The following is a 14,565-nucleotide window of genomic DNA, read 5'->3' on the forward strand; positions in this document are numbered from 1 at the left end:
TCACCCGAACTGCTCCCGCAGGATGCGCTCGTCGAGGCTGTGCCCGGGATCGTGCAGCAGCACGAGCTCGGTGGCGCGGTCGAGCGAGGTCTCAACCGTGCACACCCGGCGGAACTCGGTGTGGTCGGCCACCGCCGCCACGGGACGGTGCGGGGCGTCGAGCACGTCGATCCGGATCTTGGCGTAGTCCGGCAGCAGCGCACCGCGCCAGCGCCGGGGGCGGAAGGCTGAGATCGGGGTGAGTGCCAGCAGCTTCGCGTCGAGCGGCAGGATCGGGCCGCCCACCGAGAGGTTGTAGGCGGTGGAGCCCGCCGCCGTGGCGACCAGCACCCCGTCGGCGATCAGCAGGTCCAGCCGGACATGCCCGTCCACGGCGATCTTAAGCTTGGCGGTCTGATGCGTCTGGCGCAGCAGGTAGACCTCGTTGATCGCCCGGGCCCGGTGGCTGCGGCCCTCGGTATCGACCACATCCATCACCAGCGGGTGGATGACGCTGCGCTGGGCCGCTTCCAGATGCTCCAGCAGGTCGTCGTCCCGGAACTCGTTCATCAGGAAGCCGACCGTGCCGCGGTTCATCCCGTAGATCGGCTTCGGGTGATCCATGAACCGGTGCAGTACCTGCAGCATCAGCCCGTCGCCGCCCAGCGCGACGACGACATCCGCCTCTTCCGGCGGGACGTGATCGTAGCGCCGCATCAGGGCGGCGGCGGCTTCCCGGGCGTAGCCGGTCGGACTCGCCACGAATGCGATCTTCTTGAATGTCGGCATGGCGTCAGGCGGTGCCTGGCAGGCGCGTCGAGGTCGCGTCGGGGGTCACGTCACGGCTCCAATCTGATGAGCGAACCGCCCGGTTGACGTCGGTGCCCCGCATGCGTCTGACTCGCCGGGTACATGCGCGATCCCGGAGGCATAGCATGGAGCGTCCGCTCCTCGTCTACACCACCTTTCCCGATGCCGCCTCCGCGCTGAATATCGGCGAGGCCCTGGTGCGCGAGCGCCTGATCGCTTGCATCAACGTCCTGCCCGGGATGCAGTCGGTCTACAGCTGGAAGGGGGCCGTGGAGCGCGGGGAGGAGGTCGCCGCGATCCTCAAGAGCCGCGAGGGCCTGGCCGACGTCCTTTCGGCCGCCCTGAAGGCCCGCCACCCCTACGAGACGCCGATCATCCTGCACCTCCCGGTCGCCGGGGCCGATGCCGACACGGCGGCCTGGATCCTGGCCGAGACGCAGCCAGCCGACGCGACCCTCGCGGCGCCGCCGTCATCCTGATCGCCGCCGCGATACTGCCCTGCGGCGAAGCCTGTGCGGGCGCGAATGCAGCCCTTCAAGGCATTCATTGCGGCGCGCCGCGGTATGTCCGCAAATCGACGCCGATAACAATTGACTTCATGAAAATTCGATGCTGCATTACCGCGGTGCCGTAAATCGAATACGGCGCCGTGACTTGCGGTGGCGCGCAATGAGAGGATTGATTGCAATCCTTGCGATCGGGTTCGGCCTCCCGGCTGCGCAAGCCCTGGAAGCCGACGCGGTGGTCGGAACCTGGCGCCTCGTCACCGCCACGCGGACGATCGTCGAGACCGGCGAGGTCATCGACGCCTATGGCGGGCCCAGGCCCAATGGCTGGATCAGCTACGGGCGCGACGGGCGGATGATGGTCGTCTGCGCCTTCGAAGGACGCACGCGTCCCGCCGCCAACGACGCGATGTCCGACGCGGACAGGATCCACCTGCACAAGACCTTCTTCGCCTATGCGGGGACGTACAAGCTCGACACCGACCGCGTCACCCACACCATCGACACGTCCTGGAACGAGGTCTGGACGGGGACCTCTCAGGTCCGGCAAGTCCAGCAAACCGGACGGAAACTGATCTATACGACCACGCCGTTCAAGTTCAACGTCGACGGAAAGCTGAGCGTCATCACGCTGGTCTGGGAAAAATACCCCTGATCTTTGGCTCAATAGGGAGGACGACATGCCCCGAATGTATGGTCTGTCGGCGCTGGTTTTCGCCGCCGCCCTCATGCCCGTCCTGTGCCGTGCGGAGGCCCTGGAGGCGGACGCCCAGAGCGCGGCGACCAAGTGGGACGAGGCCTATAACCGCGACGACATGGATGCGCTGGGCAAGCTCTACACGCCCGACGCCCTCGTGGTCACCAAGGGCGGGACGCAGACCCGCGACGGCATCCCGAAGTTCTTCTCAGGACTCAAGGCCAAGGGCTGGGACGACCACAAGACGACGGTGAAGACCGCCGTGGCCAAGGACAAGCTGCTCATCGTCTCGGGGCGCTGGCAGATGACCGGCCCTGGGGACGGGGGCGCCAAGAAGACCTTCGAGGGCAATTGGGTGAACGTGCTCGAACGCCAGCCGGACGGCTGGCGGACGGTGCTGCACACGTGGAATTGAGATCGTTCGGAGCCCGGGCGACGGACGCGCCCTGACGGTCCCCCCACGGCGGGGTGCGACGCGGGCCAACGAGATGTGGATAGACCCGCGCGGTGTCGAGCGACCGATCGACTGGAAGAAAATCCTGTTGTCGTTCCGATGTGTTCGAAAACACATCCTGTTTCATACAGCCGACTTGATGATAGATGGCTGTTTTCGGATGTATTTCAAAGCATAGTGTCCGGATTTATAGTTCAATGCGTTGTGGGCGCGTCTCCGAACGACTATGAGCGCGCTGGCGCTGTTTCGGCGCCATCGGTTCGAGGACGTCGAGACCATGAAGGCATTCAAGATCGCCAGCCGCATCGCGATGGTGCTGCTGGCGTCCGGCGCGGGCGGAACGGCCGTCCTGGCGGCCGGCGGCAAGGCGAGCGAGCCGTTGATGACCATCGAGCCGGCCCCGTCGGGCCCGGCGGGCCTGACCGCAGCCAACCCGCCGGCGCTGCGCTACGGCGTCCTCTACGCCGACGCCAAGGGCCAGAGCCACGTCCAGTATTGCGACCTGAAGAACTTCCTCTTCAAGAGCTACGCGCCGCCGGCGGCGCCCCAGTATGTCGGCTTCCCGCCGGGGGATGTCGCCTCGATCAAGTACGCGATCCTGCCGGTCGGCTATGTCGGCACCTGGCACACCGCGCCCGGCCCGCAATGGGTGATCACCCTGTCGGGGCGCTGGTCGGTGGAGGCGACGGACGGCGCCGTGCTCGAGCAGGGGCCGGGCGAGGTCGAGTTCAACGCCGATACCGGAGCGACCCCGCAGGGGCCGGAGGGCCATGTCGGGCACCTCACCCGCCAGGTCGGCGATGTGCCGAACGTCCAGCTGATCGTGTCGCTGAAGCCCCGCACGGGCAAGCGCTCCACCGATCCGTGCCAGCCGACCGCGCGGTGAGGGCCGGGCCCGCCTGACGCTTGCGCGAGCCATCCGGCGGACAGGCTCCGCCGGACCTTCGAAAAAAGTCAGGCGCCGCTGACCGGGTAGGTGCGGCCCTTCCAGGTGGCCGCGCCGGCGCGGCCGCCCCGCAGCAGCACGTTCCACTGGATCGCGAGTGCCACCAGCACGGCCGCCGGGTGGAGCGGGATCGTCGCCAGCGGTGCCCGCACCGCCAGGGTGATCGCCGCCCGGCTCGCCAGCGACAGCACGCAGGCCGCGACGGACGCCGCCAGGGCTAAGGGCGAGATCAGTCCGAACAGGCCGGCCAAAACCAGGAGCGGCGGCAGGACCTGGCCGCAGCCGAGGAGCATTGTCCAGACCGGCAGGGCGCGGGGCGTCGCCATGCCCTCATGCGCGTTCTTGGAGAACCCCGCCCAGGCCTCCGAAAAACCCCGATACATCCGGCAGGTCGCGAGACCCGCCCCGGCCACGAGGTCGGTGCGGTAGCCGGCCGCGCGCAGGAGCCGGGGCAGGCGCACGCCGTCGTGCAGGAAGCCGCGGATCGCGCCGTGGCCGCCGATCGCCGCGTAGGCCGCGCGCTCGAACAGGATGAGCTGCCCGCAGGCCGCGCCCAAAGCCGGGTCGGGGCGGCGGCGCATCAGCGGCACCGGCAGGAAGCCGATGAGCAGGAAGTCGATCATCGGTACGGTGAGCATCTCGCCCAGCGTCCCGATGCTCTGTCGAGGCACGCCGCTGACCAGCGCAGCATCCGCGCGCCGGGCCTGCGCCACGAGCGACGCCGCGGCCTCGGGCTCCAGGCGGACATCGGCGTCGATGAACAGCAGGTGGCGGCCCTCGGCGAGCCCGGCGATCTGGGCGCAGGCGTGGTTCTTGCCGGTCCAGCCCTCGGGCAGCGGCGGCACCGGGACGACGCGCAGGCGCGGGTCGCCGAGGCCGCGCACGATCTCGGCGGTGCCGTCCGTGGAATGGTCGTCGCCGACGATCACCTCCACGGGCACGGCGGTGCTGGCGAGGGCGGCCCGCACGGTCCCGGCGATGTTGCCCGCCTCGTTGCGCGCCGGGATCAGGATCGAGACCAGGCCGGGATCGGCCTCCGGAGCGGGCCGGCGCAGGGCGAACAGGTTCACCGCCGTCAGGATTGCCGGCAGGGTGGCGGCGAGCAGGCAGAGGAGGGCCAGCGCCGTGAGGATCGGGTCGGTCATCGCCCGGGCTGCCCGTCGCCGGCCCGGTGGGCCGGATCGAAGCGGCGCCCGGCCAGCCGCGCGGACAGGCGCCGCCAGAGATCGTAGACGCCGCCGACGCCCTTGCGGCCCGCGACCAGGGCGCGGAAGCGCTCCGGCTCGCGGCTGACCACGTCGGCGCTCAAGCGGTCGAGGGTCGCGGTCAGGTCGCCCTCCAGGCGGGCGAGCCGGTCCGCCCGCGGCAGGGCCGCCAGTTCGGCGCCCGGAATCCCGGGCCCGAAGGCCGCGAAGGCCTCGGCCCCGCGCTCGTCCCAGAACGCGTATTCGAGGGCGAGCGGCACGAACAGCGCGTCGGGGGCGATCTCGGCGAGCCGGGCCACACCCGGGCGCAGGCCGAGGGGCCGGACCCGGACATCCACGAAGCGGCCCTGCGCGGTGATCCAGAGGGCCGTGCCGGATCGTGTCAGGATCGCCCGGGCGGCGGCCAGGAACTGGGCGGCGCCTCTCGGGCTGTCGAGATCGACCCCGAAGGCGCCGATCCGCTCGAACACCCGGTAGCGCGCCAGCATGGCGGCGTCGAACGGGGCCCGGTTCTCGCGGTTCGGATAGAGCCGGCCGGACAGCACGATGATCACCGCGGCGTCCCACCAGGCGGGGTGGTTGCAGTAGATCACCAGCGGGCCGGCATGATCCTGGGACGGCGGAGCGCTCCAATGCGGCAGGCGCAGGGCGTCGAAGTGCCGGTGCAGGTAGCGCTCGAACCACGCCTCCATGAAGCGGCGGATCAGGGGCGAGACCGGGCGCAGCGGATCGGGGGGCGGACGGCGCCGCTGTTTCCCTCCCCCCTCTGCGGGGGAGGGTGGCCCGCGAAGCGGGTCGGGAGAGGGGAGCGACGCGTCCGGAAAAGTCGCGACGATCGCCTCATCCCGTACCGTCGCACTGCCCCTCTCCCGACCCTTGCTGACGCGATGGCCACCCTCCCCCGCAGAGGGGGGAGGGGATGGCGGTGCAGGTGTCACGCCGAGGCGCGCAGCGTTCCGCGCGCGTCCTGATCGTGCGCGTCGGCGGCAATCCAGCCAGACATCATCACCATCGGCATGCCGGGGCCGGGATGGGCGGCGCCGCCGGCGAGATAGAGGCCGCGCACCTGACGCGAGCGGTTGCCGGGCTTGAACGCGCCCATCACCCGGCCGTGCGAGGCCAGGCCGTAGATCGCGCCGTTGAGCACCCGATAGCGCTCGTGGATGTCCTGCGGGGTCAGGTGGCGCTCGACGACGATGCGCTCCTCCAGGTCGGGCATACCGGCGGTGCGCTTGAGCTTGTCCAGGATGGTCCGGCGGTAGTTCTGGAACAGGGGGCCGTCCGGGCGCCAGTCGTGGTGCGGGCGCAGGTAGGGCGTGTGCACCAGGACGTAGAGCGCCTCGCCGCCCTCGGGGGCCACGCTCGGGTCGGTGGAGGAGGGGGCCGCCAGATAGGCGGTCGGGTCCGGGGCCGGCTCGCCCTTGTTGTAGATGTAGTCGAACTCCTCCTCGGGATCCCGGGAGAAGACGAAGTCGTGATGGTTCAGGTGCTCGTAGCGCTTGTTCAAGCCGAGATAGAGCACCACGCCGGAGCAGGCCGGCTCGGGGTTCTTCTTCGCGTAGGCCTTGCCGGCGGCGCCGCCGACGAGCTCGCGGTAGGTGCGGACCGAATCCATGTTGGAGATCACGGCGTCGAAGGGCGTCACGCCCTCGGCGGTGCGCACGCCCCGGACCGCACCGTTGGCGGTCTCGATCCCGGTCACCTCGGTGTCGGTCTTGCAGGTGGCGCCGAGTTCCTGGGCGAGCTTCGCCAGCCCCTCGGCCACCGCGCGGGTGCCGCCCATCGGGTACCAGACGCCGTCGGCCGTCTGCATGTGGGCGATGGCGCAGAGCACGGCCGGCGCGCCGTAGGGCGAGGAACCGACATATTGCACGAAGTGGTCGAGCATCTGCGCGAGGCGCGCATCCTTGACCTTTCCGCGGATGGTCGAGGCCACCGAGGCGTGCATGCGCAGGGACAGCACGTCGCGCAGGGTGCCCGGGTTCATGTTCGCCCGGATGTTGATCGTGTCGAACAGGTCCTCGACCGGCTTCCAGAAGAAGAACTTTTCCGAGACGCCGTGCAGGTGCTCGGAGATCGAGAGAAATTTCTTGTAGCCGTCGCCGCTGCCGGGGGCGAAGCGATCCATGTCGCCGGCCATCCGCTCGATGTCCTGCATCAGGTCGATGTGGGAGCCGTCGTCGAAGAAGCAGCGCCATTGCGGGTCGAGACGGCGCAGGTCCATGTAGTCGTGGACCGAGCGGCCGGCCTCGGAGAAGATCCGCTCCAGCACCCGCGGCACCGTCAGGATGGTCGGGCCCATGTCGAAGCGGAAGCCGCCCTCGTGCAGCACCGCCGCCTTGCCGCCGAGCCAGCCGTTCTTGTCGTAGACCGTGACGCGGTGGCCGCGCGCCGCGGCCACGCACGCGGCCGCGAGTCCGCCGAGCCCGCTGCCGATCACGGCGACCGTCGAATCCTGGCTCATCCTGATAGGTCGCTCCCCGGGCCCGTCACAGCGTTGCCCGCATCTCGAAGCTAGACGCGAGGCCCCGCGGGTCAACGCGCCACCCGGTCGCGGCACCGGCCGTTCAGGCCCTGTCTGTGGACAGTTGCGCCAGGAAGTTACCGATCTCCCGGCGGCGCAGGGGCGCCTCGAGCACTTCCGGGCCGAGGCCGTGGCGCCAGGCGAGGCGGCGCGCAGCCTCGGGATCGTCGCCCTGGAGGCTTGCGATCTCGTCGGCATAGGCCGCCACCGCGTCCGGATCCGTGGCGAGACCGGCCTCGACGATCGCCGTATCGCAGAGGCGCAGCATCGCGCCGACCTCCTCGAGGTCGAGTTCCGGGTGGTACTGCGTGCCCCAGAACCAGCCGGCTCCGTGCCAGATCTCGATGGCCTGGACGCCCAGCACCCGGTTGCCCGCCAGGACCCGCGCCCCCGGCGGCGGCTCCAGCACCGCGTCCGAATGGATCGCCGGCGCGTCCCAGACCGCCGGGCGGCCCGCGAGCAGGGGGTGGCCGCGCCCGTCCTGGGTCGGGGTGATCGCCCGGGCGAAGCCGTATTCCGGGCCCCGCGGGTTCTCGGCCGCGTGCCCGCCGGCCACGGTGGCGGCGACCTGAACGCCCCAGCAGGACCCGAACACCGCGAGCCCCGCCTCCAGGGCACTCCGCATCAGGTCGAGCTGGCGGGTCACCGCCGGCGTCGCCTCGGAGACCTTCAGGGTCGATCCGGTGAAGATCAGCCCGTCGAAATCCGACAGGTCCTGCGGCAGGGCCGCGTCGGCATCCGCCGGGTTGAGGAAGCGGCAGGCGGTCTCGGGGGCAAGGTCGTGGACCACGACGGCGTAGGACTCTGCCGAGGTCCGGCCCGTCGCCGCGACATGCCGGTCGCGGGCCGCCCGATCGTTGCCGTCGGCGATGAGCAGGCGGAGCATAGGGGTCTCACAATGCAGGAGCGCGGACCCTGCCCGATCGGCCGGGCCGTGTCCGGGTACGGCTGGTCGCAGGCGCGGCGCGGATCGTCGCGGCGTCGGCCGATCAGGCGGTCCGCCGGGCCACCAGGCCGAGCGCCAGGCCGAGCCCGCTCAAGGTCAGCACGCCCATCACCGCGAAGGCCGGCGCGGCAGACCCGAAGCCCTCGCCCAGGGCGTTCTGATAGGCCTCGATCGCCCAGGCGTTGGGCGTGAGCCAGCCGGCCTGCTGCAGCCAGGGTGGCATCAGGAAGCGCGGTACCATCGAGCCGCCGACCGCGGAGAGCAGCAGCACCCCGAAGGTCGAGGCGAGGTGGGCCTGCTGGCGGGATGCGGCCAGCGCGCAGGCGGCGAGCGCGAGGCCCGCGGCCATGGCCGAGACCAACAGGCAGGCGGTGAGGAAAGCCGGCCAGTGCGGGCCGATCTCGACGCCGTAGAGCAGCGCAGCGGCCAGGAAGATGAGCCCGGCCTGGACCATGCCCTGCAGGGTCAGGAAACCGAACTTGCCGAGCACCACCACCGGCAGGCCGCCGGGGCCGGCCATCAGGCGCTCGGCGATGCCGGTCTCCCGCTCCTCGACCAGCGAGAGTGCACCCTGCATGGCGGCAAACAGCAGGAAGACCGCGGTGATCGCGCCGGCGTAGTAGCTCACCCGGGCGTTGGCGGTGCCGGCGGCGGTGCTCCGGCGCTCGACCAGCGCGGCGAAGCTGAACGGCTCCTTCTTGGCCCGCTGCTCGGCAAACGCCTCGTCGAGGAAGCGCCGCTCGTCCGGGCCGATCTTGCCGGTGCGCTCGACATCCGCGACGATGCGCGAGAGCACCACGTCGGGCAGAGCCTCGCTCAGCACGCGCTGGAGCTGGCCCAGGGCGATCGGCGTGGCGAGTGCCTTGGCAGGGTTCTCGACCAGCACCACCGGCTGGTCGGCCGGTCCGGGCGGGGCGTCCGCCGGAGCTGCGATCAGGTCGCCCCGGAGCACCAGCGCCACGTCGACCGCGCCGGCGCGGACCGCCTGGGTCACCGCCGCTAGGTCGGTCGCCGGCAGGCGGGTGACCCGCAGGGACGGGTCGGCCACCAGGGCGTCGGCGAGGCGCTGGGTGGCCGCCGTCCGGGCGAAGTCGGCGAGCCCGAGATGGATGCGGATCCGGTCGCCGATCGCCCCGGAGAAGATCGCCGCGAAGATGACGAAGATCACGGTCGGCAGCACGAAGGCCATCACCAGGGCGGCGCGGTCGCGCAGGAGGCTCAGCGCCATCACCCGGAACGCGGCGCCGATCATCCCGCGGCCCCCGCCCGGCGCGGCTCGGAAGCTCCGCGATCCGCGACCTCCCGCGGCCGGATCGCGTCGAGATACAGGGCCTCGAGCCGCGGAGCGCGGACCCGCACCTCGGCCACCGGTACGCCCTGGGCCCGCAGCGCCCCGAGCAAGGCCGCACCGTCGAGGCCGGAGCGCTCGACCGAGCGCCAGACCAGGCCGTCCGGCTCGGCCGGCACGAAGCCGCCGCGGCGCAGCACCGCCTCCGCGGCCGCGTCCGCCGGCAGGGCGAGGCTCAGCTCCCGCTCCGGCGCGCCGACCCGCAGCTGCGCGAGCAGGTCGGCGAGGCGCCCTTCGCGCACGATCCGCCCCTGCGCCAGGAACGCGACCCGGGAGGCGAGGCGCTCGGCCTCGGCGAAATCGTGGGTGGCGATCAGGATCGCGGTGCCCGCGGCCTTCAGCCGGTCCAGCACCGCGTGGATCGCCGCCCGGGCGGCGAGGTCGACGCCGCTGGTCGGCTCGTCGAGCAGGACGAGGCGCGGCCGGTTCATCAGGCTCGCCGCGATGTTGACCCGGCGCCGGTAGCCGCCGGACAGGACCCCCACCGGGCGCTGCGCCACATCGGCGATGTCGGCCATCTCCAGGGCGGCCGCGACGGCCGCGCGCCGGTCGCGCCGGGGCACGCCCGCGAGCTGGCCGAAGACGCCGAGATTCTCGGCGACCGTGAGGCGTGGGTAGAGGGCGATCTCCTGGGGGACCCAGCCGATGCTCCGGCGGGCGCTGCCGGATCGGAACGGGTCTGCGCCAGCCACCCGCACGGTCCCGGCGCCGGGGGCCAGGCGGCCCGCCACGAGGCGCATCAGCGAGGATTTGCCGGCCCCGTTCGGGCCGAGCAGCGCCAGGGTCTCGGCCGCGTCGAGGTCGAGATCGACCTGCTCCAGCACCCGCCGCCCGCGCAGGTCCAGGCCGACACCCGCGATCCTGACGAGGGGATCCTCCACCCCGTCACCGCCGCGCCAGGGCGCGGGCGAGCCGCACCCGCACGGCGGCGCCGGGCTCCTGCAGCGCGAAGGCCGCGTCGGAGAAGTCCGGCCGGCCCCTTCGCGCGACGACCCCGGAGAAGCCGTAGGGTTCGAGCGGCAGGCCGAGCCCGGTCCGGTCGAGGCGGCCGTTGCCGTTGGCATCCTGGAAGGCCGCCACCGCATAGGCGCCCGGGGCCACGTCCTGGAAGGTGAACGACGCCCGGCTCCCGGAGGCCGGCGCCTCGTCGCCGCGGGTGCAGAACGGTTCGGACAGGCCGCCCTGGCACAGGGCCACCCGGACCGAGCCGCCGCCGGGCTCGATCCCGTCGACCTCCACCTTCAGGGTCGCGGCCATCGCGCCCGAGCCGGACAGCAGGGCGAGGACGCCGAGGCCGGCGGTCAGCGCCAGCCGGCCCGGCGCGCCGATCACGAGGCCTCGCCGGACGTCGCCAGCGGCGCGGTGTCGGGGATGCCGGCCTGGGACGCGGCGCGGGCGCCGGCCAGCTCCTCGATCAGCAGCCGGGCGGAGATGCGGGCGCCCTCGTAGATCACCGGCAGGCCGGAGCCCGGATGGGTGCCGCCGCCGACGATGTAGAGCCCCGGCCCGAAGCGGTTGTGCGGCCGGAAATACAGCATCTGCATCAGGTCGTGGGCGAGGTTGAAGGTGGCGCCCTCGTGGACCGCGAAATCCTCTTCCCACTGGGTCGGGTCGATGATCCGCTCGTAGCGGATGCGGGATTCGATGTCCTCGAGGCCCAGCCGCTTCAGCCGCTCCAGGATCAGGGCGCGGTAGCTCGCCCGGGTCGCCGCCCAGTCGATCCCGGCCTTGAGGTTCGGCACCGGCACCAGGACGTAGAGGGCGGTGTGCCCGGCCGGCGCCATGCCGCCGTCGGTGTAGCCGGCATGCTGGACGTATAGGGAGGGCTGCATCGGCAGCGTCCCCTCGGTGATCTCCCGGATGTTGCGCTCGTAGCCGTCGGCCAGGAGGATCGTGTGGTGCCCCAGGCTGTCGGGCACTTTCCCCTCGATGCCGAGATACAGCATGAAGGTGGAGCAGGAGAGCCGGGCCTTGTGGATCTTGGCGTCGCGCCAGCGCGGGCGGTTCCGCTCCGGCACCAGGGCGCGCACGACCTTGGCGAAGTCGCCGTTGATCAGCACCGCGTCGGCGTTGAAAGTCTCGCCGTCCACCACGACGCCGCTGGCGCGCTTGCCGTCGAACACCACACGCTCGACATTCGCGTTCAGCCGGATGTCGACGCCCATGCGGCCAGCCAGGCCCGCCATCGCCTCGGAGACCGCGCCGCAGCCGCCGACCGGGTGATAGACCCCGTGCTCGTATTCGAGGAACGACAGGATCGTGAACAGGCTCGGGCACCGGAACGGCGACATGCCGAGGTATTTGGTCTGGAACGAGAAGGCGAGGCGCACCCGCGGATCGGCGAAGTAGCGCTTCAGGTCGCGGTCGACGCTGCGGCCGGGATGCAGATGGGGCAGGGCGGCCAGCATCGCCGGGCTCGCCATGCTGCGCAGGGTGTGGAAGGCCTGCTGCAGGATCGGCTTGAAGTAGTCGAGCTTCGTCCGGTTCTCGGTGAAGAAGGTCTTGACGTTCTTGGCGTCGTCGGGCGCCAGGCGGGCGATCTCTTCTTCCATGCGAGCGATGTCGCCGGTGGCGCGGATCGTGCCGGTGATCCCGTCCTCGCCCTCGAACACCAGGTGGTATTGCGGATCGAGCCGCTCGAGCTTGACGTGGTCCTCGAGCCGCTCGCCGCAGCTCGTGAAGATGTCCGCGAGGATCTGCGGGTAGAGGAAGAAGGTCGGGCCGATATCGAACTTGTAGCCGCCCGGCGCGGTCACGGTCTTGGTGCGGCCGCCGACCTGCGCGTCCTTCTCGAACAACGTCACGTGGATCCCGGCGCGCGCCAGGAGCAGGGCCGAGGCCAGGCCGCCGGGACCGGCGCCGACCACGGCCACCCGGCGTCCGGTCAGCGCTCGCAAACCATCCCCAGACTGAAGCAACGCCGCCGACTCCCCTCGCAACCCCCGAACCCTACCGGCCAAGCTAGGCTCGCAACGCCCCAGGGCAATTGCAGCCCTTTGTCGCGCGTTCGGCAGCGGACGAAAAGGGATGACCTTAACCGACGGTTGCGAGCCGTCCCTGGCCGCGGGCGATCGCCTGCAGGGCGATCCCCGCCGCGGTGGCGACGTTGAGCGAGTCGAAGCCCGGCGCCATCGGGATCCGCACCGGGCGGGCCCGGCCGAGCGTGGCCGCGTCGAGCCCCGGCCCTTCGGTCCCGAGGATCAGCAGCACCCGCTTGGGTGTGGCGAGATCGTCGAGCGCTTCGGCCGCACCGGGGCTGAGCGCCAAGGCCTCGAGGTCGAGGGCCCGGGCCAGCGTCAGCCAGTCCTGCCCGGGGGCGAGCCGGGCGAAGGGCTGGATCAGCGCGGCGCCGGCCGAGACCCGGATGCTCTTGCGGTAGAGCGGATCGCAGCTGGTGGCGTCGAGGAGCACCGCATCGGCCCCGAAGGCCGCCGCGTTGCGGAAGGCGGCGCCGACATTGTCGTGATTGGTCAGGCCCGCGAGGCCGAGCACCAGGGCGGGCTCCGGGGCGGGCGGTACGAGCGCCGCTGGGTCGGGCTCCGGCCCGCGCCGGCCCACCGCCAGGACCCCGCGATGGATCGGGAAGCCGGTGACGGCGCTCATCACCGCCTTGTCGGCCAGGTAGACCGGCGGCTTGTCCCGGCAGGCGGCCACGTCCGGCGCGAGGCCCGGCCAGCGCTCCGGGGCGAGCAGGATCGATTCCGCCCGGAACCGGGCCCGCGGGCCGAGCAGCAGCCGCAGGGTGACCTCACCCTCGGCGATGAAGCGCCGGGTGCGGCCGACGAGGTCGCGCTCGCGCATCCGGGTATAGGGTTCGAGGCGCGGGTCGTCGGGATCCGCGATCGGTTCCGCGGCGACCGTCTCCTCGCCGTGGTCCATCTCAGCTCTGCTGGCGCTCGGTGCGGACCGCCAGCGGGTCGGCCTCGGCCTTGGTCGGCACCTTCACCAGCGCCTCGCCGTCGAGCACGGTCTCCCCGGCCACGGAGCAGCGGCAGGCGAGCCGCGCCCGGCGACGCTCCGGCATCAGCTCGGCCACCGTGACGGTCACGTCGACGATGTCGCCGATCCGCACCGGCGCGCGGAAGTTGAGGGTCTGCGAGATATAGACCGCCCCCGGGCCCGGCAGGCGGGTGCCGAGCACCGCCGAGATCAGCCCGGCCGTGTACAGGCCGTGGGCGATGCGCGTGCCGAACGGCGTGCGCGCCGCGAAGTGCTCGGACAGGTGGATCGGGTTGCGGTCGCCGGTGATCTCGGCGAATCCGACCACGTCGGAGGAGGCGATCGTCTTCGAGAGGGTTTCCGACAACCCGACCTCGAGATCCTCGAAATAGAGCACGCGCAATTCGGGCAGCATGGCTCGGCAGACCTCCGGTTCCGGCCGGTCGCAACTCTGGCGCGGCCGGCTCAACAAGACCGCGTCGCACGATCGCGCCGCCGAATCCACCCGGACAAAGGCGCAAGATCCTTGAACTTTCTTGAGGCGCGGACAGGGTTTTCTCAACAGCGGCTCGACAGGCGCGCCGCACTCGGCGATGACGCGCCCCGTGACCGCTGACCCTGCCGCCCGTCCCGAGCCGCCCGCCCTGCGCCCGGTCGTCGCCCGCGTGGCGGCGCTCAACCTCGGCTATTTCGGCATCGAGATCGCGGTGGCCCTCGCCATCGGCTCCGTGGCGCTGATCGCCGACAGCCTCGACTTCCTGGAAGACGCGGCGATCAACCTGCTGATCTTCGCCGGGCTGTCCTGGAGCGCGCGCAACCGGGCGCGGCTCGGCACCGCCATGGCGTTCATCCTGCTCGTGCCGGCCCTGGCCACGGCCTACGCCGCCTATGAGAAGTTTGCCGACTTCGTGCCCCCGGCGGCGCTGCCGCTGACGCTGACCGGCCTCGGGGCGCTGGCGGTGAACCTCACCTGCGCGCTGATGCTCGCCCGGCACCGGTCCGGCTCGGGCAGCCTGACCCGGGCGGCCTATCTCTCGGCCCGCAACGACGCCTACGCCAACCTGGCGATCATCGCGGCCGGCCTGGTCACCGCCCTCCATCCCAGCCCCTGGCCGGATCTCGTCGCGGCGGCCGGCATCGCGATCCTTAACGCCGATTCCGCCGCCGACATCTTCCGGGCCGCCGCGGCCGAGCGCCGGGCCGCACAATAG

The 14,565-nt window shown here is 71.6% G+C and carries 16 protein-coding genes; 5 read left to right on the top strand and 11 right to left on the bottom strand.

What is annotated here, in order from left to right:
- Positions 1-768, bottom strand: coding sequence for an NAD kinase (locus BMZ47_RS03475; protein WP_007568887.1), 768 nt, complete (start codon positions 766-768; stop codon positions 1-3).
- 146 nt (positions 769-914) lie between these two features.
- Here BMZ47_RS03475 and cutA point away from each other — a divergent pair, with 146 nt between their 5' ends.
- The 4 genes from cutA to BMZ47_RS03495 all read left to right on the top strand — a co-directional run bounded on the left by cutA (position 915) and on the right by BMZ47_RS03495 (position 3,332).
- Entirely contained in the window at positions 915-1,268 is a 354-nt protein-coding gene (gene cutA, locus BMZ47_RS03480) for a divalent-cation tolerance protein CutA (RefSeq protein ID WP_091858664.1), read from the top strand.
- 190 nt (positions 1,269-1,458) lie between these two features.
- Positions 1,459-1,950, top strand: a complete 492-nt coding sequence (locus BMZ47_RS03485) for a lipocalin-like domain-containing protein (RefSeq protein WP_091858667.1) — start codon at positions 1,459-1,461, stop codon at positions 1,948-1,950.
- 25 nt (positions 1,951-1,975) lie between these two features.
- Entirely contained in the window at positions 1,976-2,407 is a 432-nt protein-coding gene (locus BMZ47_RS03490; protein ID WP_091858670.1) for a YybH family protein, read from the top strand.
- Positions 2,408-2,672: 265 nt separating this feature from the next.
- Complete coding sequence (locus tag BMZ47_RS03495) at positions 2,673-3,332, top strand: cupin domain-containing protein (RefSeq protein ID WP_244536722.1); 660 nt, start codon at positions 2,673-2,675, stop codon at positions 3,330-3,332.
- A gap of 68 nt (positions 3,333-3,400) precedes the next feature.
- Here BMZ47_RS03495 and BMZ47_RS03500 read toward each other — a convergent pair whose 3' ends face one another.
- The 10 genes from BMZ47_RS03500 to croR all read right to left on the bottom strand — a co-directional run bounded on the left by BMZ47_RS03500 (position 3,401) and on the right by croR (position 13,769).
- A complete protein-coding gene (locus BMZ47_RS03500; RefSeq protein WP_091858673.1) occupies positions 3,401-4,537 on the bottom strand; it encodes a glycosyltransferase family 2 protein in 1,137 nt (378 codons plus the stop codon).
- Positions 4,534-5,289 carry a lysophospholipid acyltransferase family protein gene (locus BMZ47_RS03505; protein ID WP_091858676.1) on the bottom strand — a complete coding sequence of 252 codons (756 nt, stop codon included), beginning with the start codon at positions 5,287-5,289 and terminating at the stop codon, positions 4,534-4,536. Before BMZ47_RS03505 ends, BMZ47_RS03500 begins: the two co-directional genes overlap by 4 nt.
- A 242-nt stretch (positions 5,290-5,531) precedes the next feature.
- Positions 5,532-7,061, bottom strand: a complete 1,530-nt coding sequence (locus tag BMZ47_RS03510; RefSeq protein WP_091858679.1) for a phytoene desaturase family protein — start codon at positions 7,059-7,061, stop codon at positions 5,532-5,534.
- 103 nt (positions 7,062-7,164) lie between these two features.
- The gene (locus BMZ47_RS03515) at positions 7,165-8,007 is read right to left on the bottom strand and encodes a type 1 glutamine amidotransferase (RefSeq protein ID WP_091858684.1); all 843 of its coding nucleotides are present in this window, start codon (positions 8,005-8,007) and stop codon (positions 7,165-7,167) included.
- A gap of 103 nt (positions 8,008-8,110) precedes the next feature.
- The gene (locus tag BMZ47_RS03520; protein WP_091858687.1) at positions 8,111-9,319 is read right to left on the bottom strand and encodes an ABC transporter permease; all 1,209 of its coding nucleotides are present in this window, start codon (positions 9,317-9,319) and stop codon (positions 8,111-8,113) included.
- Entirely contained in the window at positions 9,316-10,296 is a 981-nt protein-coding gene (locus BMZ47_RS03525) for an ABC transporter ATP-binding protein (RefSeq protein WP_091858690.1), read from the bottom strand. The genes BMZ47_RS03520 and BMZ47_RS03525 overlap by 4 nt, the downstream gene beginning before the upstream one ends.
- A gap of 4 nt (positions 10,297-10,300) precedes the next feature.
- Positions 10,301-10,672, bottom strand: coding sequence for a DUF2141 domain-containing protein (locus BMZ47_RS03530; protein WP_091858990.1), 372 nt, complete (start codon positions 10,670-10,672; stop codon positions 10,301-10,303).
- 71 nt (positions 10,673-10,743) lie between these two features.
- Entirely contained in the window at positions 10,744-12,333 is a 1,590-nt protein-coding gene (crtI, locus tag BMZ47_RS03535; protein ID WP_091858692.1) for a phytoene desaturase family protein, read from the bottom strand.
- A 115-nt stretch (positions 12,334-12,448) separates the two neighbouring features.
- Entirely contained in the window at positions 12,449-13,294 is an 846-nt protein-coding gene (locus tag BMZ47_RS03540; protein ID WP_091858695.1) for a TrmH family RNA methyltransferase, read from the bottom strand.
- Position 13,295: 1 nt separating this feature from the next.
- Positions 13,296-13,769: a 3-hydroxybutyryl-CoA dehydratase gene (gene croR / locus BMZ47_RS03545; protein WP_007569029.1), complete on the bottom strand. Its 474-nt coding sequence runs from the start codon at positions 13,767-13,769 to the stop codon at positions 13,296-13,298.
- A 178-nt stretch (positions 13,770-13,947) separates the two neighbouring features.
- Here croR and BMZ47_RS03550 point away from each other — a divergent pair, with 178 nt between their 5' ends.
- Complete coding sequence (locus BMZ47_RS03550; RefSeq protein ID WP_007569030.1) at positions 13,948-14,565, top strand: cation efflux transmembrane domain-containing protein; 618 nt, start codon at positions 13,948-13,950, stop codon at positions 14,563-14,565.

Origin of the sequence: Methylobacterium brachiatum (assembly GCF_900113845.1) — a bacterium.
GTDB classification, from domain to species: domain Bacteria; phylum Pseudomonadota; class Alphaproteobacteria; order Rhizobiales; family Beijerinckiaceae; genus Methylobacterium; species Methylobacterium brachiatum.

Excerpts from the sequence above, each read along its gene's own strand:
- BMZ47_RS03475 (WP_007568887.1), bottom strand. The coding sequence starts at position 768 with ATGCCGACATTCAAGAAGATCGCATTCGTGGCGAGTCCGACCGGCTAC.
- cutA (WP_091858664.1), top strand. The coding sequence starts at position 915 with ATGGAGCGTCCGCTCCTCGTCTACACCACCTTTCCCGATGCCGCCTCC.
- BMZ47_RS03485 (WP_091858667.1), top strand. The coding sequence starts at position 1,459 with ATGAGAGGATTGATTGCAATCCTTGCGATCGGGTTCGGCCTCCCGGCT.
- BMZ47_RS03490 (WP_091858670.1), top strand. The coding sequence starts at position 1,976 with ATGCCCCGAATGTATGGTCTGTCGGCGCTGGTTTTCGCCGCCGCCCTC.
- BMZ47_RS03495 (WP_244536722.1), top strand. The coding sequence starts at position 2,673 with ATGAGCGCGCTGGCGCTGTTTCGGCGCCATCGGTTCGAGGACGTCGAG.
- BMZ47_RS03500 (WP_091858673.1), bottom strand. The coding sequence starts at position 4,537 with ATGACCGACCCGATCCTCACGGCGCTGGCCCTCCTCTGCCTGCTCGCC.
- BMZ47_RS03505 (WP_091858676.1), bottom strand. The coding sequence starts at position 5,289 with ATGGAGGCGTGGTTCGAGCGCTACCTGCACCGGCACTTCGACGCCCTG.
- BMZ47_RS03510 (WP_091858679.1), bottom strand. The coding sequence starts at position 7,061 with ATGAGCCAGGATTCGACGGTCGCCGTGATCGGCAGCGGGCTCGGCGGA.
- BMZ47_RS03515 (WP_091858684.1), bottom strand. The coding sequence starts at position 8,007 with ATGCTCCGCCTGCTCATCGCCGACGGCAACGATCGGGCGGCCCGCGAC.
- BMZ47_RS03520 (WP_091858687.1), bottom strand. The coding sequence starts at position 9,319 with ATGATCGGCGCCGCGTTCCGGGTGATGGCGCTGAGCCTCCTGCGCGAC.
- BMZ47_RS03530 (WP_091858990.1), bottom strand. The coding sequence starts at position 10,672 with ATGGCCGCGACCCTGAAGGTGGAGGTCGACGGGATCGAGCCCGGCGGC.
- BMZ47_RS03540 (WP_091858695.1), bottom strand. The coding sequence starts at position 13,294 with ATGGACCACGGCGAGGAGACGGTCGCCGCGGAACCGATCGCGGATCCC.
- croR (WP_007569029.1), bottom strand. The coding sequence starts at position 13,769 with ATGCTGCCCGAATTGCGCGTGCTCTATTTCGAGGATCTCGAGGTCGGG.
- BMZ47_RS03550 (WP_007569030.1), top strand. The coding sequence starts at position 13,948 with ATGACGCGCCCCGTGACCGCTGACCCTGCCGCCCGTCCCGAGCCGCCC.